Consider the following 25,229-nt stretch of genomic DNA (forward strand, 5'->3'; position numbering starts at 1 on the left):
TTTTCAGCTCCACAAATTGGTTTAGCCGGCTCGTTTATTAAGCTCCTTAAGCTTCACAGACTTAATAGTTCTCGAATGCCAAATGAACCGTATTCGCAACGCCGCAAAATGCCGGAAAGCTCTTCGCCGTTTCGGCAATATGCTCGGGCGAGAAGTTCATCCGTTTCAGCCGGAACTCCCGCGCCTTCTCCGCCAGCTTCTGGGCGGTGATCACTTCCTGGTGAAACTGCTTGTAAAGCTCGGGCCCCCACTGCGCGCCAAAATCGACATGCAGCCGCTCGTCGGCGATATCGAATTCCGACTGGATCGCCGACAGCGGATCGCCGTGCTTCCAGAACGCCTGCGCCGCCTGCCGCTTGTACGGAAACGAACACGCCTCGGCCACGTTCGTCAGCGACACGTAACCGTCGATCAGCTGCTCCACCCGACTGTCCGGCTGCAGCCGGATCGGCGGGAAGAACACAAAGTCGCCAATGTCGAACCCGAGCTGCTGCAACCGGCGTACGCCCATCTGGCTGTGCCGCACTTCGTCCCACAGATGGCGGGACAAGTCGTAATAGAAGGCGAGCGGCATTCGGTGAATGCTGCCGTACAAATAAGCGAGGTTCTCCGCCGCAATAATTTCCGTGGCGTTCACGTAAATCATCTGTTTGACGCTGTCGATCAGCGGCGAATTCGCCGGATCCGCATACAGCGCGCTCGCAGCGTCCGGCGGCGCCGTGCGGAAGCGCGGATCGGAGGCGCTGACGGCCGGCAGCGGTCCGGCCGCTTCGCCCCACGCCGCGGGCCATTCCGCCGGAGCCCCGCCATTCCAGGCGCGAACGACGTGCGCCCTCCATGCCGCCAGCATACGGGCATCGCCGCCGTTCAAATGCGCGGTGTGAAGTTCATGCCGCAGCCACGCCTCCGTATCGCCGAAATCGAGCGTCGCCCGGCGGATGCGGTCGATCGTCGGCGCGTCGAGCACCGGATCGAGCCGGGCAGTCAGCTCGTCGTAATCGTCGCGAAGCCGCTGCAGCAGGAATTGGTAGCTTATCAGAAAAGCGACATCGCTCGGCGCGATCGCCATCCGTTCGTATTGGTCGCGAATCGGTTCGGGCGTACCTTTCGTTTCGTTCAGGCTGCCGGGCAGCTCCTTGATTCGTTCGTGCAGCTCTTTTGCGCTGCTGGCGTGCTGGTAGCCGAACCGGCCGAGCCGCGTTTTGCGCTCGTACGTCGTGGCGGCCGGCATCCAGCCGAACGCAAGGCGGGACAGCTCGAACTCCTTCCACAGCATCGTTCGCAGCGCCGCGGCGGTGTCCGCCGGACGCAGGAACGAATCGTCCCGGCCGTTCAGCCGCGCCGCCAGTTCGTCTGTATCGGCCGCCGCCATGGCTTGCAGGTTATCGTTAGTCATGCGTTAGCTCCCCCTTCGCCAGACTTATCCGGCCCGTGTGGTTCGTATGGCTCATCCGACTCATTCAACTCGCGTGGCCCGCGCGCTTCGACCGGCAGTTCGACATACGATGCAAACTCGCCGCCAAAAAGCACCGTTTGCCGGGCGATCCGCGTTTCCGTCAGCTCCGCCCAGTTGCCGGCGACGTTCGGATGAATATGGTACGCCGGAAAATTCGAGGACGAAATATCGAGCCGCAGCCGCGAGCCGCGCGCAAGCCGCCAGGCGATCGGCCACAGCCCGATCGCGATGTCCTCGGCCGCACCCGGCTCGTAGGCGAGCGGCTGCTCCGCGCCGTTCCGATAAGCAAGCGTGGTAATGCCGTCGGCGATATTGAACGTCCCGCCGTCCGCCATCACCTCCGACAGCTTGACGGCGAACGCCGTATCCTCGGCGTCGGAACGGACGACGAGCCGCACCGACGGCTCGCCCCTAATCGTGCAATCGTCCGCCAGCGGCTCCGAAAGAAACGTCAGCACGCCCGGATGAAATCCCGGCTCCGGCTGCCGCACGCATCCCGGCACCGGTTTGCCGGGCGTTGCCGGCACCGCGGGCAGCAATGCGCCGCCGCCGTAAGTCGGCACCGGATCGGCCGGATCGTACGTGTACGCGGCGCTCCCCGCCGCGGCGGACGGCCTTTCGCCCAGCTTGCCACGCACGCCCGCACAAGCCGCCGCCTCGTCGCCCGCCAGCAAATGCAGCCGCAGCGGCTCTTCCCCCGGCTGCCAACGCTCGTGCGATTTCCATGCGCCGTCGCCGATCGTGTACGTCTCGATGACGCCAACCGGCAAGCCGTACGGCGCCCCCTTCAGCAGCCGATCGAACCAGGCAAGCGCTTCGCGGAAGGCGCCGGCTCCCAGCAAATCGCCGCCCGGGTACTCGCGTTCGCCGGAAGCCGCAGCCGCCATCGTATGATCCCACGGCCCGATGACGAACCGGCTTTGCCGCCGCACTTCCTCCCGCAGCCCGGCGTGAAGCGCAAACGCCGATTCCAGGGCGATGTCGTGCCAGCCGCCGACCATGTGGATCGGCACGCCGATGCGGCCCGGCACTTCGCGGAGCTGCCCCCACAAGCCTTCCCGCCAGAGCGGATCGCCGGGCTCCGAACAACTGATCCAGTCCCGGTACCACCGGTACTCTTTGCCGAACAGCAGCGCGTCGGCTTCGGCATGCGGCTTGTGCGCCAGCGCCCGCAATTTCAGCGAATCCGGCGTTTCCCCCGGCGGCATGTCGCTTGTGCCGATCATCCAGCCGGTAAAAATTTCGTGCTTAAACATCCCGTTCATATAAGCAAGCCGGTATTGGTCGTGGCCGTATACCATCAGGAACATCGTTTTCACCTGCGGCGGCAGCGCATCCGCCATCGTCAACTGGGCGAAGGACAAGTAGGAGCCGCCCATCAGGCCGATGTTCCCGTCTCCCCACGGCTGCGCAACGATCCAATCAATCGTGTCGAGCCCGTCGCCGCGTTCGTTCGCGAACGGCAGCCACTGTCCCTCCGACGAGCCGCGCCCCCGGCACTCCTGATACACGACCGCATACCCGTAACGGGTGAAGATGCGGTACATTTCCCCGACATCGACGCCAGGCGCAATGTACGGGTTGCGCATCAGCAGCACCGGCCACGGCCCTTCGCCTTCGGGGAAGTACAAGTGCGTCGCCAGGCGGACGCCGTCGCGCATCGCCACCCGCGTAAGGCGCGACTCCCCGGCCGCAAACCGCGGCTCCGGCAAATCCGCCAGGATCGCGTCAATCCGCAGCCGCAGCAGTTCCTGCGGCGACGGCGGCGCTGCAGACTCCGCCGCCGTACCGGCAGCCGCGGCTTCCGCTCCCTTTTCCGACAACCTCTCCGGCTTCTCTTCTTCCCGCTTCATGCCAGACTCCTTCCGTCACCGGGCGCCAACAAGACGCAAGATGACTGCAATTGATATGCTCCCTACCCAATCGTCCCGGAATGGCCTATACTGGACGCAGGAGGCGACCGCCATGCACGTTTTTCCGCCCTATGCGGTGGGCCGCTCGTTTGCGGGCACGATCGTGTATCCGCCGGGCAGCCATTTCGGCCCGCGCCAGCAGAACGACATCCAGCTGCTGCTGCTTCATTCCGGCTCGACCGACGTCTGGATCGACGACAACGAGCCGCTGACGATGTACCCCGGCACTGTGATGCTGCTGCTCCCCGGGCACCGCGAGCGCCTCGAGTTCTCCCGCAGCGAGGAAACGTGGCATCGCTGGATCTGCCTGAGCGTAGACGAGCTGCCGGAGGAGGAGCTGGCGCTGCTGCGGACGCTGCCGAACACGCTGCCGCTCTCCGAGGAGATGAACCAGATCACCGACGCCATGCTCGATTTGCGCTTCAATTCCACCCTGGACAACGATTTGCTGCTGCGCTCGTACGGACTGACCGCCGTGCTGCGCTACATCTCCGAGTCGCGGCGCCAGCAGTCGCAGATGAGCATGCATCCCGCCGTCATTTTGACCAAGTCGTTCATTCACCGCCACTTCCGGGAAGAAATTACGCTGAAACAAATCGCCGACTCGGTCAACCTGTCCGGCGAGCACCTGATCCGCCTGTTCCGCCAGCACGAAGACTGCACGCCGATCCAATATTTATGGCAGCACCGGCTGCGCATCAGCCTCGACCTGCTCGAGCATACCGGCCTCAGGGTGTATGAAATCGCTTACCAGTGCGGGTTCAAGTCGGCGTTTCATTTTGCCCGGGCGGTGAAGAAGATGACGGGGCTTACCCCGTCGCAAATTCGCGCGCACGAGTGAAGCGGCCGCTCAGGCGAGCGAATACGGCGCCAGCTCCCGCTGGTCGGTGATGACCGAATCGCCGCGAATGTAATGGCAGACGAACGAACGGCGCCAACGGTCCGCGGAACGGTTGCGGGTGGACGAATGGATCAGCAGGCCGTCGAAAATGAGCACGTCGCCCTTTTTCATCGGAACGGGAATTTCCCGGGTCAGGTCGACGCCTTCGATCTCGTGCAAATTCGCTTCGTGCTCCTGGATGTTCCGCACCGCGCCGTGCGGCAGCAGACCCAGCCTGTGGCTGCCCGGAATGACGTGCATGCAGCCGTTTTCCGTGTCGACGTCCTCGAGCGCCATCCAGGTCGCCGTAATCGTGTTCGGCTCGTTTTTGATATAGTAGTAGTCCTGATGCGCCGACTGGCCGGGCGAACCCGGATCCTTGTAGAAGTACATCGTCTGGATGCCGAGCGCTTCCTGCCCGTAAATTTGCCGCAGCGCGCCGCGAATGACCGGCAGCTTCATCATTTGCAGCGAAAAGCCGTCATTCTTGTGCGGATGGAATATGCGGACGCTGAACCGCTCCTTGTCGCCCAAATATTGCTGCCCTCTGCGGGGCCGCGCCCATTGCGGCATGTCTTCGGCGGAGCGGATCGCGTGGATGTGCGCGTTGTACACGTCGATCAGGTCGGCGCTGCACGCCTGTCTGAGAATCAGATAACCGTCCTGCCGGTACTTAGCGAGCTGTTCGTCGCTGAGCGGCTGGAGCACTTTCGTATCGATTGCGGGTTTCATCGCGGTTCTCCTCCTTCGGATGTCTTGTCTGGCGGGACGTCAGGCGTTCAGCCGTTTGCCCGGCTTCACTTTCTCCAGCACGGCGTCGCTTCGTACGGTGGCGAGGCAGATCAGGCGGCGGTTGTCCGCCAGCTCCTGCGGCGAAATCATGCAGTATTCCGCGTCCTCCTGGACGACCGTTCCTTCCACAACCTGGTGAATGCACGACCGGCACGTGCCGTTGCGGCACGAATACACCACATCCGTCCCCTGTCGCAGCGCCGCTTCCAGAATCAGCTCGTTCGGGCGTACGCCGATCGTCTCGTCAGACGGCAGCAGTTTGACGCGGTACTCACTCATGGCCGGCGCCTGCTTCTGCTTCGATGGCCGCGATGCGGGCGGCGATGCGGGCGCGGAACGGCTCGTAATCCCATTTCTCGTGCTCGGCGACGAGAAACTCCTTCCAGTAACGATGGTACGCCGCTTCGCGAATTTCCTCGTACTTGTCGTTGTCGCCGCCCATCCGGTGCAGCAGCCACTTGTAGCCGTACTGCAGATGGATGCTTTCGTCCGCCCAGTCGTAATCGAAATCCTGCGAGCTTGCCGTATCGCCTACCGCTTCGAACTCGCTTTTCAGCTTGCTTTTCAAATTCGGGCCGTTCATCTCGAACCGGTGCAGCAGCGCAAATACCGCTTCTTCGCCGTAAGCGCTGTTGGACACATACGGATCGGCGCAGATCGGATAGTCGACGCCCGCCTCGAAGCCCCATGCCTGCAGCCGTTCCTCGCCCATCATGCAGTGCCGCGCCTCGTCAAACGACCATCTCGCGCAGTCGAGATAAAACTCCCACGGCATGCCGTCCCACTTCCACAGCACAAGCGCCGTAATTTCCGCCGAAAATATTTCGTTCACATGATTAATGCCCTGCCACACCTGGCGATCAATGAATTTGGTCGGCATCTCCTTCGGCAGGTGGTAAGCCGCGTATTCGAATTTCGGGTCGCGCGCCGGATGCAGCGGCGGCACGTATTCCGGACGCTGCAGCACATGCGGCAGCGGGAGCGCCTCCGGCCGTTCGGGGCCGGTTACGCCTCCGACCGCCTGAAAGTGCGCGGCAATCGCCGCCTGCCATGCACTCGGGCGCGACGCCGCCCGCTCCGGCAAACCGGCGTACAGCCGTTCGGCTTCGGCGATTTGCTGCTTCAGCTGCGGCACGAAGCCAGCCATAAATTCGAGCGTCGGCGCGTCGTCGAGCGGGTCGGCGGCCGTCACATAAGCTTCGTATGCTTCGCACAGCTCGCTTTTGACATAGTAGACGCCTTCGAGCAAAGCCGCGTCGGAGCCGCAGCGGATCAGCGCCGCCAGCAGCTGCTGCAGATTGGCGTCATGGCCGTGATCGACGTCGCGGCGCGGATACCGCAGCTCCAGCACCCGCGTGCGCAGCGCGTTCGCCCGCAGCGAGTCTTGCCACATATGCTTGGGCAGCCGTTTCTTCAGCTCCCAGTCGGACACGCTGACCAGGTAGCCGCCCAGCGTCTTCATCAGTTCGCGTTCGATCAGAAACATCCGCTTCAGCCGCTGCGATGCTTCCTCCACTTGCCGCTGCCCGGGTTTTCCCATCAGGATCGCTTTGCTTGCCATTTGTGATTTCCTCCTCGCGCGGCGGTAAGGGGTTACGGCCGATTCATGCTTCCATTGTAAGAAAAGCGATGCCGCACGGGAATGATTCCATTTGATAAAACATGACTGCAATTGATATGCCGCAAAAATCGTACTCCCGCGGTTCGAACGCAGCCGCTCGCGCCGGGAAATTGTTCGTATTCTATAAAAATAGTGAGCCGAAATGTAGCGAAATTTGGTATGATAGAGGCAGCAGGTTCGGCGATTCGCCGGCCGCTAAAATTACTTGCGCAGGAAGGAAAAGATTCAAGTGAATCCGCTCAAAAAATTCAAATTGAAGGCCATGCTGCGCAACTGCGATTACATCCTTGCGGGCACGGTCATCAAACAAAAGTATTACAACATGAACAAAGGTTCCGAATTCAACCGGCTGATCGATCAGTACATGGAAGATCCCGGTTTCGCCAACGCCGTCAAATTGATCGAATACAATGAAATGACCGTATTTTACTTTACCGAAAGCTGCCAGGAAGGGCTGTACGCGCGCAAGTCGCTGCAGGACCCGAAGCCTGAGGAGCTGCCTTCCGCCGCGGAAGAGCAAGCGGAAGGCCGCACTCGCGTACGCGAGCCGCGGGCCGAAGCGGCCGCCGCCGGCAAAGCGGCGCGTTCGTCCGCGCCGGCGCCTGCGCCCGCGGAGGAGCCGGCAGCCGTGCGCTCCGCGCCGGTGCGCGTGGCGCCTTTCGGCAGCAGCGGCGGTGACGCTGCCGTGCCGGCCCGGACGGCCGCGATGCCGTCCGGCGGCATTCCGGCGCCGCGCGCGGTGCAGCCGGTGGCGCGGCAGTCGATCCTTGCCGCCGCCACGGCGAAAGCCGCCGAAGCGCAGAACAAGCGCGACGCTAATGCGGCGGAAAGCGGCGCTCGCGAGCGCGATAACGTCGCGAGCGCTGCCGCGGCGCGGCAGGGCGACGCGGCCGAGCCGGCGCCGCGCGAGGTCGTTGCGCGCGCAGAGCCTGCGCGCGCGGAAGCTGCGCCGGCCGCGGCTGCTGCACCAGCGCAGACGCCTGCGCGCGCGACGGCTCCCGCAGCGGCGGATGCCATTGCCGCGGCGGAGCCAGCGCCTGTGCGCGCGGCTGCATCGGCGCCGGCTGCCGCGCAGACGGTCGCGGCGCCTCCCGCCCCGGCGCCGAGCTACCCGAACGTCGTCGCCACGCTGCGCAGCGACATCGAAACGATGATCAAGCAGCTCGATCATTATCGCAAGCAGCTTCCGTACCGGCCGCTGGAGGCCGATAAGCTGAAAGCATGGTGCGAGTCGCTGGAAGCGGCGATCCGCGAATTTACCCGGGCGGTGAACAAGCTGGAAGGCAAATAGCTTTCCTATGCAACGAAGGGGATACCGGCATCAGGCCGATATCCCCTTTATGGCATCATTTCCTCCCCCGCCATCCACAATAAGCCATGAAAAATGGCTTATCTGCTCCTTTTTAGGCGCTTCGTCGAAAATAGCCCATGATTTCACTGGCTATTTTGCTCCGAAAGCCCGACAATCGCCCTTTTTCACAAAATAACCAGTGTTTTCGCTGGCTATTTCCTTACTGGGCCTCATTTTTTGCCCAATAGCCAATAAAACATGGCCTATTTCGCAGCGGAGCGCCCGATATACGCCATGATTTCGTCAACCGCCAGGCGATACCCGCCGGCCGTACGGAACGTTTTCCCGAACGCCGCGGCTGCTTCGCTGTAAGAGGGGCTTCCCAGCACCTCGTTAGCGGCAACGCGCAGACGAGCGGCGGTCAAGCCCGGCATGGACAATCGGATGCCGGCGCCGATTCGCGCGACTCGCTCGGCAATGAGCGGCTGATCCGCGCTTTGCGGGATCACGACGAGCGGAACCCCGTTATACAGGCCTTCGTGCACACTGTTCATGCCGCCGTGGGTAAGGAACAGCAACGCGAGCGGCAGCAGCTCCGTTTGCGGCACATAGGGCTGCACGATGAAATTGCCCGGCACTTCCCCCAGATCGGAAAGCACGACTTTATTCCCGATCGCCATGACAACCGTATGCTCCGTATTGCCGAACGCCTCGATACACAGCTTGTAGAAATCGATCGCGTGGTTGAACACGGTCCCGAGCGAAATGTAAATCGGGCGTTTCCCTTCAATAGCCGGAAAATCGAAGCTTTGCGGCGTGAACCGAGGCGAAACGGACGGACCTACAAACCGGTACGTTTCGTCGAACGTTTCCCCGTCCGGCTGAAACTCCCTCGTCGTGTAAACAAGTGTGAGCGGCGCGGGATTGCAGAACACTTCGTAAGGAGAACCGATCGCCACGCCGTATTTGTCCTCCGCCGCCGCTGCCAGGCTTTGGAACCGCTCGCGGATCGGGCCGGCGACATCTGCAGGAACGCTTGTATGAAAAGGTTCCATCATCCGCTCGAACGACGCCTCGTTCTGGGCAAATGAGGTGCAAGAGCCGATGGCGGGAAGCTTCAGCAACTGGGCCAACAACCGGCCGCAGCCAAACATGGAGTCATGAACGATATAATCGAACCTCTCCCCTTCGATTTGCTCGAGCACGCACGGAATAACGATGTCCGCCGTCAGCAGCAGCCCGTTGATTCGTTCGAGCGTATGATTGCGGCCGCCGGAGACGAACGCCCGGATGAACGCCTGCCCGTCGAACGTGCGTACGGAAGCCCCGGCTTTCTCCATTCGCTCCCGAAACGCCTCGATGCATACATACACGACTTCCTCGCCGCGCGAAACCAGCTCTTGCACAACGCCAACCGTCGGATTGATATGGCCTTCCGACCCGCCATTAATATACAATACACGCGCCATGTCCATCCCACCCGTGTGAGACTCCGGCCATTCGTTCGGCCATGAACCTATGATTCCCGGCAGCGCCCTCATTAATGCTATCATATCCTATTCGTCCGGTTGCAGGATCTGCGCTATTTCATACACGTTCCTACCGTTTCACACAAAATCCAAAAAGCAAACGATACAATGGAGTAGTGGCAAATTCGAAATTGAACTATAGTAGTAGTAGGGACGCATCATTTTATTTCATAGGGAAGTGGGAAGTCTGAAATCCAACGTTAACGCGCGCAAGGTGTGAGAAGCGCATACCAAATAAGCCGTTCCAGGGACGGCATTATGGAAAAAAAAGGTTGTTGGAAGGCTGTAAGCCACTCAGGGCGAAGCCGCCATAATACGGAAGCCCTGAGCCTGAGCAAACCGGATCGCTTGCTCGACCGTGATTTCGCGTTGCATAGGGCGAGCATCGGATTTCTTGTAGAGATCAGGATCGTAAGGCATTTTGTTCTTCAAGATGTGGCAGATGGCGGTTAACAACATGCGCGCAATGGCAATAACGGCGCGTTTGTGGCCACGACGCTTCTTGAGCTGCAAGTAGCGGTTCCGTATTTCGGGATGCTTCTCGCTTTTGACGACAGCGGTGGCACACTGGACCAAAAGCGGCTTGATGTAGCAGCCGGCTCTCGAAATCCTTACCGACTTTTTCTTGCCGGCACTCTCGTCGTTGGAGGGTGTGAGCCCTGCCCAGGAACACAAATGCTTGGCTGTCGGGAACACGTCCATGTTTACACCAATCTCTGAAACCACGGCAATGGCGGAGAATGGGTTTTTGAAGGACGGAACAGTCAAGATCAGTTGGAGCTCTTCGGAGCAGGGCGCGGCAAGGGAAAGGATAACGGCTTCCAAATCGGCTTTACGGGCTTCGAGGTCTTCGTAGTGCTGTCGAATGATTTTGATTTTCTCGGCTTGTTCCGGCGTAATGAGTCCGTCGACGGCAAGCTGCAGATCGGGCAGCTTCGCTTTCATGGAGCGATGAATGAGCGGCTCAAGGTCAAAAGCCGTATCCAGCGGATCGTCGAGCAATTTGTCCAGGATATTCATGGCGCTTTTGCCGAACGTATCCGAGACGACATTGCCGAGCTGGATGTTCGAGACCGTCAGGCTGTTCTGGAGACGATTCTTCTCGCTGGAGGAAAAGTTCGTCAGCTTGAAGCGGTAGCGCATCAGATCGCGAAGCTGGCGGATCGGCAAGGGAGGCATAAAGCTGCCATTGACCAGATCGTGCTTGAACAGGTCGGCAATCCACTGGGCATCCTTCTTGTCGGTCTTCTTGCCGCGGATGGCCTTGACGTACTTCGGGTGAGCCAGCGTGATGGTGCAGGAAGACTCGAGCATGTTGAAGACGGGAATCCAGTATTTCCCGGTCGACTCCATGCACACGTCCTTGCAGTGATGCGCACAAAGCCACTGTGACAGCTCCGTCAGTCCTTTGGTGAAGGTGGAGAAGCGATGGCGTTTGTACGTGGTGACGCCTTTGCTGTCGGTGGACGCGATACAGGCGACGACAAAGGTTTTGTGCACGTCGATCCCGCAACAGACGGGATCGACAATTTTCAGGGCCATAGAGAAACTCCTTTCCGCAGGGTACAGGAATAGCCCGCAGGGACTGGTGGCCCAGCAATAAACGAGTTGTTTACCAAAGATAAGTCTGCGTGCTCGAAGCGACACTTATTTGTGCTTGGAAAGACCACCGACACATATAAGCATGCGGTCGCCCCTTGATAGAGGCGGCCCACTCACCTCCGCGTGATTTGTAGTGTACGGGTACTCCTGCATTTCCAGCATACAAAAAAATCGCCCAAAGCCAACGGATTTCATTCCGTTTTGTGCCTTGAGCGTAGCGAAAGGAATGGGAATAAGCATGAGAAAACTTATCGTTCAAGAAATGGTTTCGATCGACGGCTTCTTTTCGGGACGCGACGGGGACATAAGCTGGCATCGCGCGGACGATGAATACGAGGCGTATGCGATTGCGTTTCTCCGCTCCGTTGATTGTCTATTGTTCGGAAAAACAACCTATCAGCTCATGGCGAGCTACTGGCCGACTGCAGACGGTGAAGTAGCCGGCATGATGAACGCGATCCCGAAGATTGTCGTTTCCACGACGCTGGACAAAGCGGAATGGCACAACAGCAGGCTGATGAACAGCTCAATTGTCGAATCCATCGCGCAGCTCAAACGACTGCCGGGTAACAACATGGCGATCCTGGGAAGCGCCGCTCTCGCCTCCTCCTTGCTGCATGCCGGTCTGATCGATGAATACCAGCTTACTGTCGTACCCGTAGTGTTGGGGGAAGGAAGTCCTTTGTTCCGAAACGTTCCCTGTCCGATCAACTTGAAGCTGGTCAAATCCACATTGCTGAAATCGGGGTGCATACAACTTCACTACCAACCAGAAGAAACCAACGATAAGGCAGGAGGAAACTGATGTGCGTAAAATAGTAACGGCCGTCTTGTGCATGTTGCTCGTCGTACCTTGGCTGATGCCGTCGGGTTCGGCTAAAGCCTTCGCTGCGAATGACCATTATTTGGGCCAGATCAAATTGTTTCCTTACGGCAAAACGCCGGACGGGTGGCTGTACTGCAATGGTCAAACGATTCCCATCAGCCAAAATACGGCGCTATTTTCGCTGATCGGCACGATGTACGGGGGCGACGGGTCGACAGTTTTTGCCGTTCCCGACTTGCGCGGGAAGGAGCCGGCCGGCGGTATGGGCTATTATATCGCTACTTCGGGCTTTTTTCCAAGTCAAGGCGGAGCAGGCGCCCCCTACGACGTTTTTCTTGGCGAAATTCAGCTGTTCCCGTATGCCTTCGTCCCAAGCGGGTTCGTTAAAGCAAGCGGACAAGTCCTTGCGATTTCAGTCAATAGCGCTTTGTTCAGCCTGTTCGGAACGAGTTACGGCGGCAATGGTTCGAGCACGTTTCAACTGCCCAATATGAAGCCGCTGGACGACGCGGGCGTCTTTTACGCGATGGCGATTGCCGGTATTTTTCCTTCCACCGACGGACCCGGAACGGATATGGGGCATAGCGGAGAAATCGGGCTATTCGCTTATCCGTCTCCCAACCTGGCGCAAGGGATCATGCTTGACGGCCGATCGCTCATTCGAAGCGAGTACCCCAACTTGCTCGCGAGTATAGGAACTCGCTTCGGCGCCAACGACAGCGCCACGTTCAAGCTGCCCGATCTCAGGAAGGCGAATCCGGCGTTGCTTGGAGGCGCAAGTTTCCCGACCGGATTCACGATTTACCAAATGCTTAACGGCCCCCTTCCCTCCCTGTCATCCGAAGATGCGCCCGTTGCCCACGATGATGCCTTTACAACCATAACCGGCTCGTTGACCGTGACGGCTCCCGGATTGCTCGTCAACGACAGCGCCGCTTCCGGCGTTATGGTGGTGAAACAGCCAGAACACGGCGCGGTGAGTCTCGATTCGAACGGCGCTTTCGTTTATGCGGCGGCCCCTACTTACCAGGGTGCGGACGAATTCACATACAAGGCGTTCAGCAACTGGGGCAGCAGCGTGGAAGCGACCGTCCGCTTGACCGAATTTATGCCGGTCATTACTTTCGCCGCGAACGGCGGTACGAGCGTCCCCAGTCTACAAGTATTTGCGGGACAAGCAGTTGAGGAGCCGACTGCGCCGACGCGGACAGGCTACACGTTTGACGGCTGGTACTCGGATAGCGCGTTTAGCCACTCTTATGACTTTTCGACACAGATTACGGCTGACATGACGCTTTATTCGAAATGGGTCGTAACAGGCGAGATCGTCAGCGCCATAGAACGCGCCGAAAGAGAGCAGACGCAATTCGCGGCAAACGCAGCGGCGCAGCTGGTGCTCCCGATGAACGACGGGCCCGAAAAGGAGGCTCTTCTCTCCCGATTGGATATTGTACAGGCTGTCATCGACAACAGAGATCTGCATCTGGATCAAATTGTGTGGATCCTTACCAAGGGCACCTTAGCCGAAAAAGACTTGAACGGCGATCAAGTGTTTGACGCGGCGGATGTCGTGATTTTCTTGCAGCGGATTTCTTTTGTTTCCATGCTGCGCTTTTAATTGGAATTAAAGGAGAGCAGCGACAGTTTGCCGCAAGGCAGGCCGCAATTGCCCTCCCGTTTGTTTAAACACAAATCTCACAAATCGCTCCGGCTGGAACCGCTGCATCATGTGGCCGATTTCCCGGCGAATTTCCTCCAGCACGGCATCGTCGGCCGCCCCGCGGGTGGCGCGCACGATCCGCGCTCCGATTTGCCTCATTTCCGCTTCCTTCATGCCGGCTTCCCAAAAATACGGATATCCTTCCGCGTACTTGTTCGTGAAAGATGAGGCGAGCGCCGGCCGTACCGCTCGGGAGGTGTAGTTTTCCGAGGGAATCAGCAAAAGCGTGCCGGATTGGAGAACGGTTTCCGCCGCCAGCAAAGCCGCCACATCAGGGCCAAACCGTTCCAAATCCGTAAGCATCGTTTCCAACTTCGATCATCTCTCTTTCGCGGGATGGAATGGAAAACAAAAAAGAGCGTTCCATCCGAAGATCGAACCTTCTCGCCCAGGCGCACGGATATCCCCCCGCAATTTTCCGACAATAAACAATCGCCGCCCGAAAATAAATCGTTCCCTGCCGCAGCATGGTGACAAACAAGCTGTCACCGATGGTACACTATGATAAAACAGGGAACGGAGGAAGCCGATGAATCGCAGAGACAGGCTGATTGGCATCGCCCTCGCGCTGTTGAACCGGTACGAAACGGCGCAGTCGCTGGCCGCCAAGTTCGAAGTGTCGACGCGCACGATCAAACGCGACATGCAGACGCTGGCCGAGCTCGGCGTTCCGGTTTACGCGGAAACCGGCCCCTCCGGCGGCTATCGCATCATGGAAGGCTACAAGCTGCCGCCGCTGCAGCTCGAGCCGCGCGAGGCGCTGACACTGCTGTTCTCGCTGAAAGCGATGCAGGCTTACGCCGATACGCCATTCAACCGGGAACGCTGGACGGTGATGGACAAAATCGTCGGCATCCTCCCCGCGGATACGCTGGCCCAGGTGACGCCCCTGCTGAGCCGCTTCGGCATCGACGTGCCGCCGCGCAGCTATACGGCGCCGCTGCTGGAACAGCTGATGGCGCATACGGCCTCGGCGCATAACGTGACGGCGCTGTATCGCTCGCAGAGCGGAAGGAAGCCCGTCGAGCTGCAGCCGAAGCGCATCTATGCGGCGAACGGCTTCTGGTATTGCGAAGCGTATTCGTACACCCACGGCGAGGAGCGGCTGTTTCGCGTCGACCGGTTCGAAACGGTCGAGCGCAGCGATCCGCAAGGCGAAGCGTCCCCCGCCGCATCGCCGCGGCGAGCCCGGGCGCTTGCGAAGGCCGAAACCGCCGCTGCGGTGCCTGTCCGGGTCCGGCTCACCTACCGCGGGATGATTCTAACGGAGCAAGATGCGCACATCGGCGAGCTGATCCGGCAAACGGGCGACGACGAGTGGGAAGTCGCCTTCGATTGTCCGCAAGCGGAATGGGAGTGGGCGGTGCGGTTTTTCTTTGCGATGGGGCCGGAGGCCGAAGTGCTGGAGCCCGCACGGCTGCGGGAAGAACTGCGCCGTATCGCGGAAGAGCAGTGCAAGCGGTATGCCGATTGAAGGGAAAGCTGCGCCGGCACTCGAAATCCGGATTGAAACGCAATGACGAATATCGGAACCGAAAGGATGGGAATTTGTCATGAAACTGTCGAAGGACCAATTCGAGCAAGCAAAAACGTTCCTTTACGCCAACGCCCGTTTGCTTGATCGGAAGCGGTTTGAGTATCATTTTGAAGCGGGTTCGGCCGGAAGCGTCATTGAGGTGCTGCGCGCTTACCAGAACGAAGACGGAGGCTTCGGCAACGCGCTGGAGCCCGACATTCGCTGTCCGCAAAGCCAGCCGGTGCCGACGGAGATGGCCTTGCACGTCATGGACGAAGTCGGACTGTATGACGAATCGATCGTGCGCGGCATCATGCGTTATTTCGAACGGTCTGCGCTGCCGTCCGGCGGATTGCCGCTGGTGGGACCGGACTTGCACCGCTACCCGTACCCGCCTTGGTGGAAGGATGTGCCAAGCGACGTCGCTTCGGTCAACCCGACGGGCACCATCGTGGCGCTGCTGCTGAAACAGCAAGCCGTGCCGCTGAAGGTCGGCGGCGGACCGGCGTGGCTGAGCAACGCCGCCCGCTTCCTGTGGGACAATCTGGAGCAGATCAATCGCAGCTTTTATCACGATCTGATCCATGTGATCGCCTTTTTGCGGGAGCTGCCGGACGATCCGCGCACAGCCGCGGCGCTCGAATCGCTCGATCGTTCGCTGGCTGCGCCAGGCGTGATCGAACGCGACCCGCATGCGGGCGGTTATGTGCACAAGGTGCTGGACTGGGTGACGGAACCGGACAACTACTGCGCCAAATTTGTGGATACCGAAACGCTGTCGCTTCATCTGGACGCGATGGTGGCGGAGCAGCAGCCGGACGGAGGCTGGCCGCTCAGCTTCGAGCCGCTGTCTCCGGCGGCGACGATGGAGTGGCGCGGCTGGCAGACGGTGCACCGGCTGACGACGCTGAGGGCGCACGGCCGACTGTAAATCGTTGTATTTCCGACATTTTCGCTCCGGCTTTGCCTATACGTCATGCGGCATTCGGTATATAATGCGAGGTAAATGCGCCATTGGCGGCGATGAACAGGCGATGAATCGGAGGGAAGCGGCATGGGCTTGACGAAGGTCATCATTGCGGACGACGAAGTTCCCATTCGCGAGCAGCTGAGGTTGTTCGCCTGGGAAGCGCACGGCTACGAGCTTGCCGGCGAAGCCCGGCACGGCCAGGAGGCGCTCGAATTATGCGAGCGTTTGCAGCCCGGCATCGTCGTCACCGACATCGTCATGCCGGTCATGGACGGCCTGCGGCTCGCCCGGCTGCTGCTTGATCGGCAGCCGGCGCTGCCGGTCATTCTGCTCACCAGCCACCGCGAATTCGATTACGCCCGCCAAGCGCTGGCGCTCGGCGTCAGCGATTATTTGCTGAAAGGCACGTTTCGCGACGGCGAATTGCTTGCGGCGCTGGATAAGGCAAAGGCGCGCTTGCCCGCGCCTGCGCCCGACTCCGGCACCGCTTCCGCCTCGGACGATGACGATGCGACTGCTGCGGCGGCGGCGGCCAAACGGTACGAAATCCGCCACGCGGAAGCATTCATCGACGAGCGGCTAAGCGAACCGTTCGATTTGACCGCCGTGGCGGCGCACGTCGGCCTGAGCCCGAACTACTTCGGTTTGTTGTTCCGCAAGGCGACCGGAGAAAGCTTTCCCGAATATGTCAAACGCAAGCGGCTGGACAAAGCCGCTTATTTGCTACGGCACAGCCCGCTGAAAGTGTACGAGGTGGCGGCGGCCGTCGGCTTCCCCAACTACCGCCATTTCACCGAAGTGTTCTGCCGCCGCTTCGGCCGCAGCCCGCGCGAGTTCCGGGGCGGCCATGGCTAAGCTGCGGAAGCTGTTCGGCCGGTTGTTCAGCCGCATGTTCGTCAAGCTGTTCCTTGCGCTTGCGCTCGCCAGCCTGCTCGCTTTCGCCGGCCTGCTGTACAGTGCGCTGGGAAGCTCGCGCGAGGCGCTGATGCGGCAAAAATCCGACGACATGACCATGTTCATGGAGCGGACGGGTCAATACCTCGACCTGTATTTGCAGAATATCCGCAGCATGCTGATCAATATGTCCGAGCGGCTCGACGAACGGGCGCTGGCCGACCCGACGGAGCTGCAGCATACGCTGCAGCAGCAAATCGAACGCAGCAGCGGCATCGCCGCCAATCTGTTCGTCAAGCGCCGCGACGGCTCGATCGTCGCCAGCAATCAACTCGCTTACGGCATCGTCGGCCATCCGCGGCTGCCGGACTTGTTCCGCATCGCCGACGAAACGCCCGGCGTCGTCAAGTGGAGCGAGCCCTACTATTCGCCGCTGCAAACCAACAGCACGGTCGCCTTTGCGCTGTCGCTGAAAGACGGCAGCGGCAGCATGCTCGCCGAAATCAACACCTCGCTGCTCACCCGCCGGCTGTACGAGCTGCTCGGCAGCTCGGGCCAAGGCTTCGCCCTGTTCACCAACGCCGGCCGCATCGTGGCGTACGACGCGAACAGCGCCGTCGTGCCCTACCGCCCGGCCACGCTGCCGCCGGAAATGGACGAAAGCTTCGTGCGCGCGCTGATCGGCTTGCCGGACGGCATCAGCCGCGTCGATGGAGCGACCGGACCGCTCATGGCGGTCAAAAGCAAGCGCAACGAGATCGACTGGTACTTGATCGCCATGACCGACGAACGCGACTTCCGCGCGGGGTCGCGCGGCTTGCTGCTGCGTTTCCTCGGCATCGGCGCGATCTGGTTCTCGCTCCTGATTGTGCTGGCGCTGGCGATCAGCCGGCAGTTCGCGACGCCGGTCAACCGGCTGGCGCTGCAGATGGACCGCATTCGCGGCGAACGCTTCGACCCGCCGCCGCGCCAGATCGCCCGCACCGACGAAATCGGCCGGCTTTCTCGCAGCTTTTACCTGCTGCTGGAACGCATCCGGGAGCTGCTGGACGCCGTTCGCGTGAACGAAGAACGCAAGAAGGAGCTGGAAATGGCGCTGCTGCTCCACCAGATCCGGCCCCATTTTCTGTACAATACGCTCGCCTGCGTGGGCAGTCTGGCCCGGCAGCATCGCGTCGACGAGGTGCAGGAGACGATTCGTTCGCTGATCGGCCTGCTCACTTACAGCATCGACCGCAGCGAGTTCGCCACTCTCGAGGAAGAGCGGCTGTCGCTGCAGGCGTATATGCAAATTCAGAACGTGCGGTACGGCGACGCGTTTCGTTACGAGGAGCGGATCGACCCGGCTTGCGCCGCGGCCCGGTTGCCGAAGCTGCTGCTGCAGCCGCTCGTGGAGAACGCGCTCTTCCACGGCTTGGCCGCCAAAGGGGAAGGCACCGTGCTGATGACCGCCGCCGCCGCTGGTGACCGGTTGCTCCTGACCGTGCGGGATGACGGCGCCGGCATGACCGCAGCGCAAATCGAGGCGGTTTTGTCGCCCCGGAACCCCGCGGCTGGCGCAATCACTGACGCGTCGCACGAGCGGACGGACGGCCGCTTCAAAGGCATCGCCCTGCCCAACGTGCAGGAGCGCATCCGGCTTCATTACGGGCCGGCGTACGGCCTGCGCATCCGCTCCGAGCCGGGCGAATGGACGGAAGTGACCGTCGAGCTGCCGCTTGAAGCGGAAGCTCCGCCGCTTTCCCGGGAATAGGCAATAAAAAATGGCCTATTCGCCGATTTTGGCCCGCCGCATCGGAAATAGCCAGTGAAAACATTGGTTATTTTGACCAATCTGCCCGCAAATCAGCCATTTTCAAACGAATAGCCAGCGAAATCGCTGGCTATTTTGCTGCGACCGCTCATTTCGACCGAAATAGGCGATGAAAAATGGCTTATCTTAAATTAGCCAAGGAAGAAAAAATAAAATCCTAGACTGTCGCTGCTTGATTGAACTATCGTCTCCGATAGCTTAATGCGGAGTTCCGTACCAGTTCATCATGACCCAGTCTTTAATTTGTTTTGCTACCTCTTTCGGTGGAAGATTTGTTGTATTAATCGTTGGCATAGGTGGGTTAAATGCTGCTGTTGCATTTTGTATTAACCAATTTGCAAATTTTTCATATTCTTCAATTAGGCTCTTTTCCCATCCTCTTGCCGTTAATCTTTCCTCCCGTGTAGCGTCATCACAATGCAAGTTAATATAAAGAATTCTATCAAATTTATCTTTATGGTCTGCTGCTTCGATATTTTCAGGAACCATCGTTCCACAAAGGACTGTGCCACGACCACTCAAAGAAATACTATAAGCAATTCTCAACCAATTAGCTTTAGCAATTTGCCAATCAACGTTATTAATAATGTCCATATCAAAAACATCAAAATTGGGAAGCATCTCCCGAACTAATGAGCAAACGGTACTCTTACCAGCTCCACTCGCACCTGTCACAACAAATAGTGGTAATTTAGTCATTGAACTTCCACCTTTGGTTATTAAATTTGGATAAACAGTTGAAATAGGTGAATGAATAAAGAAAAGCCGTGGATGAACATTGTTCACCCACGGCTTTTCGTCGTAACGATGCCGAAACAAAATATACTTTGTCTCGCTCATTCATTGCGGAAGCAGTGATGATCATGGTGTTCAAGAGAGGTGTGCGCAGACGCAGACAAAGCAAATCCAACCCTACAACTTACAGTAGAGTGCTTTAATCACGGCCGCTCGATATCAGGTTATAAATTAACCCTTAACCTCTATCAGGAACATAACCATCATCATCAATACACTTATCCCACCATTCACCATTTGTCACCATAATAAGGTAGTTTAGAAAAGTGGTCAATGATAAATTATTTTTTCCAGTTGGAACTAATCTACCCGTTAGCTTAACAAACGGGCGCCAATCTACAACTTTATTTACTCAGTCTAGTACTTTATTTTCTTCGGTCATTCGGATCGTGCGTACGTCCGCCGTCGCCCGACGTGCGGCCGGCTTTGACATATTTGAGCTGGGCGACAATAATGACGCTGATGATGATCAGCAGAAACCATGAGCTGATTTTGCCGAAGCCGACGAGCCGCCAGGCTTGCTCCTGATCCGGGTATTGCCAGGCGCCCAGGAACGTAGCGATATTTTCGGCCAGCCAGATGAAGAAGCCGACGATCAGGAAAGCGAGCGTGAGCGGCATGCGGTACGTGGCGGCCCGGACGCGGTAGATGATCCACGTCTTGCGGAATACGAGCAGCACCAGCGCCGTCAGCCACCAGCGCACGTCCGGCAGGAAGTGGTGGGTGAAGAAGTTCAAGTAGATGCCCCCGCCCAGCAGCCCGGCGGCAGCGAGCCCCGGCCATCCGGTCATATCCATCCGCAGCCTGCGCCACACCTGGCACATGTAGCTGGCCACGCTGGCGTACATGAATCCGCTGTAGAGAGGCACGCCGAACAGCTTCGTGTAAGCCGGTTCGGGGTAAGACCACGATCCCATGCTCACTTTGAACAGCTCCAGCGCCAGCCCGATCAGGTGAAAGACGGCGATTACTTTCATTTCGTCGCGCGTTTCCAGTCCGCTGCGATACATCAGAAACTGCACGGCAAGCAGGACGAACAGGATGGCGTCGTACCGGTGGATGAACGGGATCTCGACCAGTCGGGAAAGCGTCAGTGTGCCGAAAATCGCCACGGGAAACAGGCAGCTCATCGCCTGATGATAGCCAAAATGCAGCAGCTGCGCGAGCCGGTTCGCCATCGTCGTTCCCGGGATCGGTTTCGCCGCTTCAACGTTCTCCGCCCGGACGCTCCTCTGTTCCGCCGTCATGCCTACCCCTCCTTGCCGTTATCGTAAACGAGAATATCGCCGGGCTGACAGTCCAGCGCCCTGCAGATCGCCTCCAGCGTCGAGAAGCGGATCGCTTTCGCCTTCCCGTTCTTCAGGATGGACAGATTGGCCATCGTAATGCCGACCCGCTCCGAAAGCTCCGTTACGCTCATTTTCCGTTTGGCCAGCATTACGTCAACATTGATGATGATCGCCATATTTTTCACCTCAGATCGTTAAATCGTGTTCCGATTTGATCGCGATGGCCGCTTGCAGCAGCTTCTCCAGCACGGCGGCAAACACCGCAATGACGATGGAGGCGAAAGCGATGGCCAAATCGAGCACCAACAGTCCCGGCGCATCGTCCGCTTCCGCCAGGAAATAGAGAAACGGCGTGCTGGCCGCGTACAATGCCGAGATGGCGATCGCATAGCGCTTGATCTTGCGGATGGCAGCGACGGATACCGGCGAAAACGCCATCTTCGCGTCGATCAGATTCAACAGCCGGAACGCCTGATACAACGCGGCAAAATAAGGAACGGCGGACGCGTACAAGCCGGCGAGCGCCGGATACAGCCAATAAGCCGGAAAATAATCCGCCGCCCGGATGGCGAACGTAGGCAAGCCGACCAGACACAGCGCAACGATCGGCAGGGCGATCAGCACGACGGTTATTTTGAGAAAAAGGGTTGGAACACGTTCCATGACAAGCGCACCTCGTTTCGGAAGTTTGCCTCGATTTTATCGCACAATTTATCGTTTATCAATAAAAAATTGTTTTTTATAAATATGTTTTTGTTGTTTCCCCCGTCACTCCCGCCTCGGCTGCCATTTTCCGCCTTCCGCAAACTTCGTTGCCAAACCGACATTTTGATCGCCTTGCGGCATATTTTCGGCTGCGGCTCCCGGCTATAATGATTCCATGACAGCGCTTCATCGACACAAGGAGGGACCCTATGGCAGCAGCACCAACAGAAGCGGCCGCTCCGGCAGCGCACCGACCGCGACGGGCGATCCGGCTCACAGGCAGCATCATCTGGCGTTATCGCGCCCTCTATCTGATGCTGGTTCCCGGCCTGGTCTATTACGCGATTTATGTTTACGCGCCCATGTACGGAGCGATTATCGCCTTCAAGGAGTACAACATCCTCAAAGGCATGTTCGGCAGCCCGTGGGCCGACCCATGGTACAAGTATTTTCAGATGTTCTGGGAGTCCCCGTACGCCATGCAGACGCTGCGCAACACGCTGCTCATCAGCTTGTACAAGCTCGTCTGGGGCATGCCGCCGGGCATTATCCTCGCGATTCTGCTCAACGAAGTGCGGCACGAGTGGTTCAAGCGGTTCGTGCAGACGGTCAGCTATTTGCCTCATTTCCTGTCCATGGTCATCATTTACGGGCTGGTTATCGCCCTGCTGTCGCAGACGGACGGACTGCTAAACCAATGGATCAAGGCGGCGACCGGCCATTCGGTGCCGTTCCTGACGTCGACCGACTGGTTCCGCACGATTCTCGTCGGCACCGGGATCTGGCAAGGCGTCGGCTGGAGCGCCATCATCTATCTGGCGGCGATCGCCGGCATCGACCCGTCGCTGTACGAAGCGGCGCGCTGCGACGGCGCGGGCCGGCTGCGCATGATCTGGCACATCACGCTGCCGGGCATCCGCAGCGTCATCCTGCTGCTGCTCGTGCTGCGGCTCGGCCACGTGCTGGACGCCGGCTTCGAGCAAATTTACATCATGTACAATGTGCACGTATATCCGGTAGCCGATATTATCGACACCTGGGTGTTCCGCGTCGGCCTCGTCGACATGAACTTCAGTCTCGCAACCGCCGTCGGTTTGTTCAAAACGCTGATCGGCATCGTGCTGATCGTCGGCGCCAACCGGCTCGCCAGACGCTGGGAGGGTGCGATATGGTAACGGCATGGAAAGACCGGCTGTACACGGCCAGCGTATATGCGCTGCTTTCGCTGCTTGTCGTCAGTGTCGTCTTCCCGCTGCTTTATGTCATCAGCGTTTCGCTTACGCCTTACAGCGAAGTGCTCAAGCACGGCGGTTTCCTGGTCGTACCGCGCCACATCACGCTGGCCGCCTACCGGGCGTTTCTGCAGGACGACCTGATTCCCCACGCCTACGGCGTTACCGTGTTCATCACCGTCGTCGGCACGCTGGTCAACCTTGCGTTGACGTCGCTCATGGCCTATCCGCTGGCCAAAAAATATTTGCCGGGCCGCCATTTTTTCCTGCTGCTGATCGTCTTTACCACCCTGTTCGGCGGCGGCATGATCCCGACGTACCTGATCGTCAAGGAAACCGGACTGCTCGATTCCGTATGGGCGATGATCGTGCCCGGCGCAATCGGCTCGTTCAACCTGCTGGTGATGAAGGCGTTTTTTGAAAATTTGCCGGAAAGCCTGGACGAAGCCGCCCGCATCGACGGCGCCGGCGAAACCGCCATTCTCGTGCGCGTCGTGCTGCCGCTGTCGATGCCGATCATGGCGACAATCGGCCTGTTCTATGCGGTTGGGCATTGGAACGAGTTTTTTGCGGCGATCATTTACATCAGCGACCGCAGGCTGCATCCACTGCAGGTGATGCTGCAGAACGTGCTGCGCGCCGGGCAGGCGCCGGAGATGAATATCGAGGAAACGCTGCCCACCATATCGCTGCAGATGGCGGCGGTCGTTCTGACCGCGCTGCCGATTGTCGTTATCTACCCTTTCATCCAGAAGCATTTCACCAAAGGTGTTTTGCTCGGATCGATCAAGGGCTGAGATAAATACCACAAGCTGAAAGAGGTGTCATTCGATGAAACAAAAGGGGACAGCAAGCGCGCTGACGGTGCTGCTCGTTTCGGCCGTTGCGCTGGCGGCCTGCGGCGGCGGAAGCAAGGACAATGCGGCGACGGCATCGCCGTCAGCGGCAGGCTCGCCTTCGGCTTCGCCCGTAGCAAGCGCGGCGCCGAAGGAGCCGGTCAAATTCACTGCGTACATTCAAGGGGGGGGCGGCAACCCGCCGCAGGACAAGGATCCGATCATCCAGCAGTTGAACAAGGATCTGAACATGGTCATGGACTTCAACATCGGCGTTACCGATTACAGCCAGGTGCTGACGGCCAAAATTACCGGCGGCACGCCGCCCGATCTTTTTTCGGTCAACAAAAGCACGCTCAAGCAGTTCGCCGACCAGAACCTGCTGCTCGATCTCGGGCCTTACCTCGACAAAATGCCGAACGTAAAAAAAGCGTACACCGATTCCGACCTGAACCGGGGCAAATACAACGGCAAAATCTACTCGCTCGACAAACGGCAGACGATTCCGATGGCCACCTACTGGATTCGCGCCGACTGGCTCAAGAAGGTCGGACTGGAGCAGCCGAAAACGCTCGAGGAGTTTAAAAACGTGCTGATCGCCTTCACCGAGAAAGATCCGGACGGCAACGGCAAGAAGGATACGTACGGTCTGACCGGCGCCGATCTGCCGGCGTTCAGCGGCATCTTCTCCGCCTTCGGCGTCGCCAATCCCGGCAACTGGATGATCCGCGACAACAAAGTCGTGTACACGACGACCGATCCGAAGATGAAAGACGCGGTAGCGTATATTGCCGACCTGATCAAGGCCGGCGTCGTCGACCCGGAAGTGCTGACCAACCAGAACCCGACGGACAAAGTGTTCAAAGGCCAGGCCGGCGTCATTTATATCAACTGGTCCTCGATGATTACCGACGCGATCACCAAAACGTGGAAAGCGATCAATCCGAACGCGGAATGGGCGCAGCTGGGCGCGCTGACCGGGCCGGGCGGCAAGTTCCAGGGGCACTGGGACATCGGAAACACGCAAGGGCTGATCGCGTTGTCCAAGTCGCTGGAGAAGCAGCCGGACAAACTGAACAAGGTGCTCGAATACCTCAACTACATCACCGATCCGGGAAAAGGCCAGCTGACCGTCAACTACGGCGTCGAAGGCACGCATTACAAGCTGGAGAACGGCAAAGTCGTCGCCCTGCCGGCCATGTCCGAGCTCGGCTACGCCTACCAGGAGCAATTGACGGGCCGCAGCGAAATGGACTACCTGAAGACAAAATTCGTCAACCAGGGCGCTTACATCGATTTTGCGATGAACCAGCCGCGCATCCAGATTTACAGCCAGTTCGTTCCCGCTCCTTCGGGTACGGTCGCCGACGACCGCTATGAGTACGAAGAGCTGGTCAAATTCCTGTACAACAAACGCCCGCTGGCGGAATGGGACGACTACGTGAAAACGATGAACGCGAAATTCGCGATTGAAACGCGCACGGCCGACGCGCAGAAGCTGCTGAAAGATCTCGGGTACGTGAAGTGATCGGCGGCGGTACGGCTGGCG

At 59.1% G+C, this 25,229-nt stretch carries 23 protein-coding genes; 11 read left to right on the forward strand and 12 right to left on the reverse strand.

Annotated features, from left to right (window positions below):
• Window positions 1-61: 61 nt before the first annotated feature.
• Both EXY20_RS10690 and EXY20_RS10695 read right to left on the reverse strand, forming a co-directional pair.
• On the reverse strand, window positions 62-1,396 hold the full coding sequence (locus EXY20_RS10690) for a DUF455 family protein (protein ID WP_135550647.1): 1,335 nt from the start codon (window positions 1,394-1,396) through the stop codon (window positions 62-64).
• Entirely contained in the window at window positions 1,393-3,309 is a 1,917-nt protein-coding gene (locus EXY20_RS10695) for a CocE/NonD family hydrolase (protein WP_135550649.1), read from the reverse strand. The genes EXY20_RS10690 and EXY20_RS10695 overlap by 4 nt, the downstream gene beginning before the upstream one ends.
• A gap of 112 nt (window positions 3,310-3,421) precedes the next feature.
• Between EXY20_RS10695 and EXY20_RS10700 the strand changes: the two genes are divergently transcribed.
• On the forward strand, window positions 3,422-4,210 hold the full coding sequence (locus tag EXY20_RS10700) for a helix-turn-helix transcriptional regulator (RefSeq protein WP_167859155.1): 789 nt from the start codon (window positions 3,422-3,424) through the stop codon (window positions 4,208-4,210).
• A gap of 9 nt (window positions 4,211-4,219) precedes the next feature.
• Here the strand turns inward: EXY20_RS10700 and EXY20_RS10705 are convergent, their stop codons facing one another.
• From EXY20_RS10705 to EXY20_RS10715, 3 genes are read right to left on the reverse strand one after another with little or no spacing between them, the layout of a single operon-like run.
• Entirely contained in the window at window positions 4,220-4,981 is a 762-nt protein-coding gene (locus EXY20_RS10705) for a phytanoyl-CoA dioxygenase family protein (protein ID WP_135550653.1), read from the reverse strand.
• A 39-nt stretch (window positions 4,982-5,020) separates the two neighbouring features.
• Window positions 5,021-5,320 carry a 2Fe-2S iron-sulfur cluster-binding protein gene (locus tag EXY20_RS10710; protein ID WP_135550655.1) on the reverse strand — a complete coding sequence of 100 codons (300 nt, stop codon included), beginning with the start codon at window positions 5,318-5,320 and terminating at the stop codon, window positions 5,021-5,023.
• Window positions 5,313-6,602, reverse strand: coding sequence for a DUF455 family protein (locus EXY20_RS10715; protein WP_135550657.1), 1,290 nt, complete (start codon window positions 6,600-6,602; stop codon window positions 5,313-5,315). The genes EXY20_RS10710 and EXY20_RS10715 overlap by 8 nt, the downstream gene beginning before the upstream one ends.
• Before the next feature lie 289 nt (window positions 6,603-6,891).
• Here EXY20_RS10715 and EXY20_RS10720 point away from each other — a divergent pair, with 289 nt between their 5' ends.
• Window positions 6,892-7,953 carry a hypothetical protein gene (locus tag EXY20_RS10720; protein ID WP_135550659.1) on the forward strand — a complete coding sequence of 354 codons (1,062 nt, stop codon included), beginning with the start codon at window positions 6,892-6,894 and terminating at the stop codon, window positions 7,951-7,953.
• 263 nt (window positions 7,954-8,216) lie between these two features.
• Here EXY20_RS10720 and EXY20_RS10725 read toward each other — a convergent pair whose 3' ends face one another.
• Together EXY20_RS10725 and EXY20_RS10730 are read right to left on the reverse strand one after the other, a co-directional pair.
• Window positions 8,217-9,422: a macrolide family glycosyltransferase gene (locus EXY20_RS10725; protein WP_135550661.1), complete on the reverse strand. Its 1,206-nt coding sequence runs from the start codon at window positions 9,420-9,422 to the stop codon at window positions 8,217-8,219.
• Between the two features lie 354 nt (window positions 9,423-9,776).
• On the reverse strand, window positions 9,777-11,024 hold the full coding sequence (locus tag EXY20_RS10730) for an IS110 family RNA-guided transposase (RefSeq protein WP_135550663.1): 1,248 nt from the start codon (window positions 11,022-11,024) through the stop codon (window positions 9,777-9,779).
• 298 nt (window positions 11,025-11,322) lie between these two features.
• Here EXY20_RS10730 and EXY20_RS10735 point away from each other — a divergent pair, with 298 nt between their 5' ends.
• Together EXY20_RS10735 and EXY20_RS10740 are read left to right on the forward strand one after the other, a co-directional pair.
• Window positions 11,323-11,889: a dihydrofolate reductase family protein gene (locus EXY20_RS10735; protein WP_207671249.1), complete on the forward strand. Its 567-nt coding sequence runs from the start codon at window positions 11,323-11,325 to the stop codon at window positions 11,887-11,889.
• A 1-nt stretch (window position 11,890) separates the two neighbouring features.
• On the forward strand, window positions 11,891-13,528 hold the full coding sequence (locus EXY20_RS10740; RefSeq protein ID WP_135550667.1) for a tail fiber protein: 1,638 nt from the start codon (window positions 11,891-11,893) through the stop codon (window positions 13,526-13,528).
• Window positions 13,529-13,534: 6 nt separating this feature from the next.
• On the opposite strand, the gene EXY20_RS40625 is transcribed toward EXY20_RS10740, so the two are convergent.
• Window positions 13,535-13,933, reverse strand: a complete 399-nt coding sequence (locus EXY20_RS40625) for a hypothetical protein (protein ID WP_135550669.1) — start codon at window positions 13,931-13,933, stop codon at window positions 13,535-13,537.
• 226 nt (window positions 13,934-14,159) lie between these two features.
• Between EXY20_RS40625 and EXY20_RS10750 the strand changes: the two genes are divergently transcribed.
• The 4 genes from EXY20_RS10750 to EXY20_RS10765 all read left to right on the forward strand — a co-directional run bounded on the left by EXY20_RS10750 (window position 14,160) and on the right by EXY20_RS10765 (window position 18,763).
• Window positions 14,160-15,104, forward strand: a complete 945-nt coding sequence (locus tag EXY20_RS10750; RefSeq protein WP_135550671.1) for a helix-turn-helix transcriptional regulator — start codon at window positions 14,160-14,162, stop codon at window positions 15,102-15,104.
• A 79-nt stretch (window positions 15,105-15,183) separates the two neighbouring features.
• Window positions 15,184-16,077, forward strand: coding sequence for a hypothetical protein (locus EXY20_RS10755; protein ID WP_135550673.1), 894 nt, complete (start codon window positions 15,184-15,186; stop codon window positions 16,075-16,077).
• Between the two features lie 123 nt (window positions 16,078-16,200).
• Entirely contained in the window at window positions 16,201-16,971 is a 771-nt protein-coding gene (locus tag EXY20_RS10760; protein ID WP_135550675.1) for a response regulator transcription factor, read from the forward strand.
• On the forward strand, window positions 16,964-18,763 hold the full coding sequence (locus EXY20_RS10765) for a sensor histidine kinase (protein WP_135550677.1): 1,800 nt from the start codon (window positions 16,964-16,966) through the stop codon (window positions 18,761-18,763). Before EXY20_RS10760 ends, EXY20_RS10765 begins: the two co-directional genes overlap by 8 nt.
• A 258-nt stretch (window positions 18,764-19,021) precedes the next feature.
• Here EXY20_RS10765 and EXY20_RS10770 read toward each other — a convergent pair whose 3' ends face one another.
• The 4 genes from EXY20_RS10770 to EXY20_RS10785 form a co-directional block, all read right to left on the reverse strand.
• A complete protein-coding gene (locus tag EXY20_RS10770) occupies window positions 19,022-19,522 on the reverse strand; it encodes an AAA family ATPase (protein ID WP_135550679.1) in 501 nt (166 codons plus the stop codon).
• A gap of 461 nt (window positions 19,523-19,983) precedes the next feature.
• Entirely contained in the window at window positions 19,984-20,796 is an 813-nt protein-coding gene (locus EXY20_RS10775) for a DUF817 domain-containing protein (protein ID WP_135550858.1), read from the reverse strand.
• Window positions 20,797-20,867: 71 nt separating this feature from the next.
• Window positions 20,868-21,083 carry a helix-turn-helix domain-containing protein gene (locus tag EXY20_RS10780; protein WP_135550681.1) on the reverse strand — a complete coding sequence of 72 codons (216 nt, stop codon included), beginning with the start codon at window positions 21,081-21,083 and terminating at the stop codon, window positions 20,868-20,870.
• Between the two features lie 10 nt (window positions 21,084-21,093).
• Window positions 21,094-21,570: a DUF2975 domain-containing protein gene (locus EXY20_RS10785; protein ID WP_135550683.1), complete on the reverse strand. Its 477-nt coding sequence runs from the start codon at window positions 21,568-21,570 to the stop codon at window positions 21,094-21,096.
• A 251-nt stretch (window positions 21,571-21,821) separates the two neighbouring features.
• On the opposite strand from EXY20_RS10785, the gene EXY20_RS10790 reads away from it, so the two are divergent.
• From EXY20_RS10790 to EXY20_RS10800, 3 genes are read left to right on the forward strand one after another with little or no spacing between them, the layout of a single operon-like run.
• Window positions 21,822-22,787, forward strand: a complete 966-nt coding sequence (locus EXY20_RS10790) for an ABC transporter permease (protein ID WP_135550685.1) — start codon at window positions 21,822-21,824, stop codon at window positions 22,785-22,787.
• Window positions 22,781-23,641 carry a carbohydrate ABC transporter permease gene (locus EXY20_RS10795; protein ID WP_135550687.1) on the forward strand — a complete coding sequence of 287 codons (861 nt, stop codon included), beginning with the start codon at window positions 22,781-22,783 and terminating at the stop codon, window positions 23,639-23,641. The genes EXY20_RS10790 and EXY20_RS10795 overlap by 7 nt, the downstream gene beginning before the upstream one ends.
• 34 nt (window positions 23,642-23,675) lie before the next feature.
• Window positions 23,676-25,208, forward strand: a complete 1,533-nt coding sequence (locus EXY20_RS10800) for an extracellular solute-binding protein (RefSeq protein WP_135550689.1) — start codon at window positions 23,676-23,678, stop codon at window positions 25,206-25,208.
• Window positions 25,209-25,229 lie beyond the last annotated feature (21 nt).

The organism is Paenibacillus cymbidii, assembly GCF_004764705.1.
GTDB lineage: Bacteria > Bacillota > Bacilli > Paenibacillales > NBRC-103111 > Paenibacillus_AN > Paenibacillus_AN cymbidii.